Below are 354 nucleotides of genomic sequence, written 5' to 3'. Positions count from 1 at the left end.
CGCGGCCCGGATGACCCGCTGCTGCGAGGGACCGTTCGGCGCCGTCAGACCGTTGCTCGCGCCGTCCTGGTTGACGGCCGAGCCGCGGACGACGGCCAGCACCTGGTGCCCGTTGCGCCGGGCGTCCGACAGCCGCTCCAGCAGCAGCAGACCCACGCCCTCCCCCCAGCCGGTGCCGTCGGCGCCCGACGCGAACGCCTTGCAGCGGCCGTCGGGAGCGAGGCCGCGCTGACGGCTGAACTCCACGAACCCTCGGGGCGAGATCATCAGCGACACACCGCCGACGATCGCGCGAGAGCATTCGCCCTGGCGCAGCGACTGGGCCGCGAGGTGCAGGGCCACCAGCGACGACGA

General features: G+C 74.3%; 1 protein-coding gene. It reads right to left on the bottom strand.

Annotation, left to right across the window (positions count from 1 at the left end; all coding sequences use genetic code 11):
* Nucleotides 1-354: beta-ketoacyl synthase N-terminal-like domain-containing protein (locus GTW67_RS05765; protein ID WP_161163706.1), on the bottom strand; the 354-nt coding region annotated here is incomplete at both ends.

Source organism: Streptomyces sp. SID5910, from assembly GCF_009862125.1.
In the GTDB taxonomy this organism is placed as follows: Bacteria; Actinomycetota; Actinomycetes; order Streptomycetales; family Streptomycetaceae; genus Streptomyces.
Note: the sequence above shows the minus strand (reverse complement) of the source record. Positions and strands in the feature narration are given on the sequence as shown.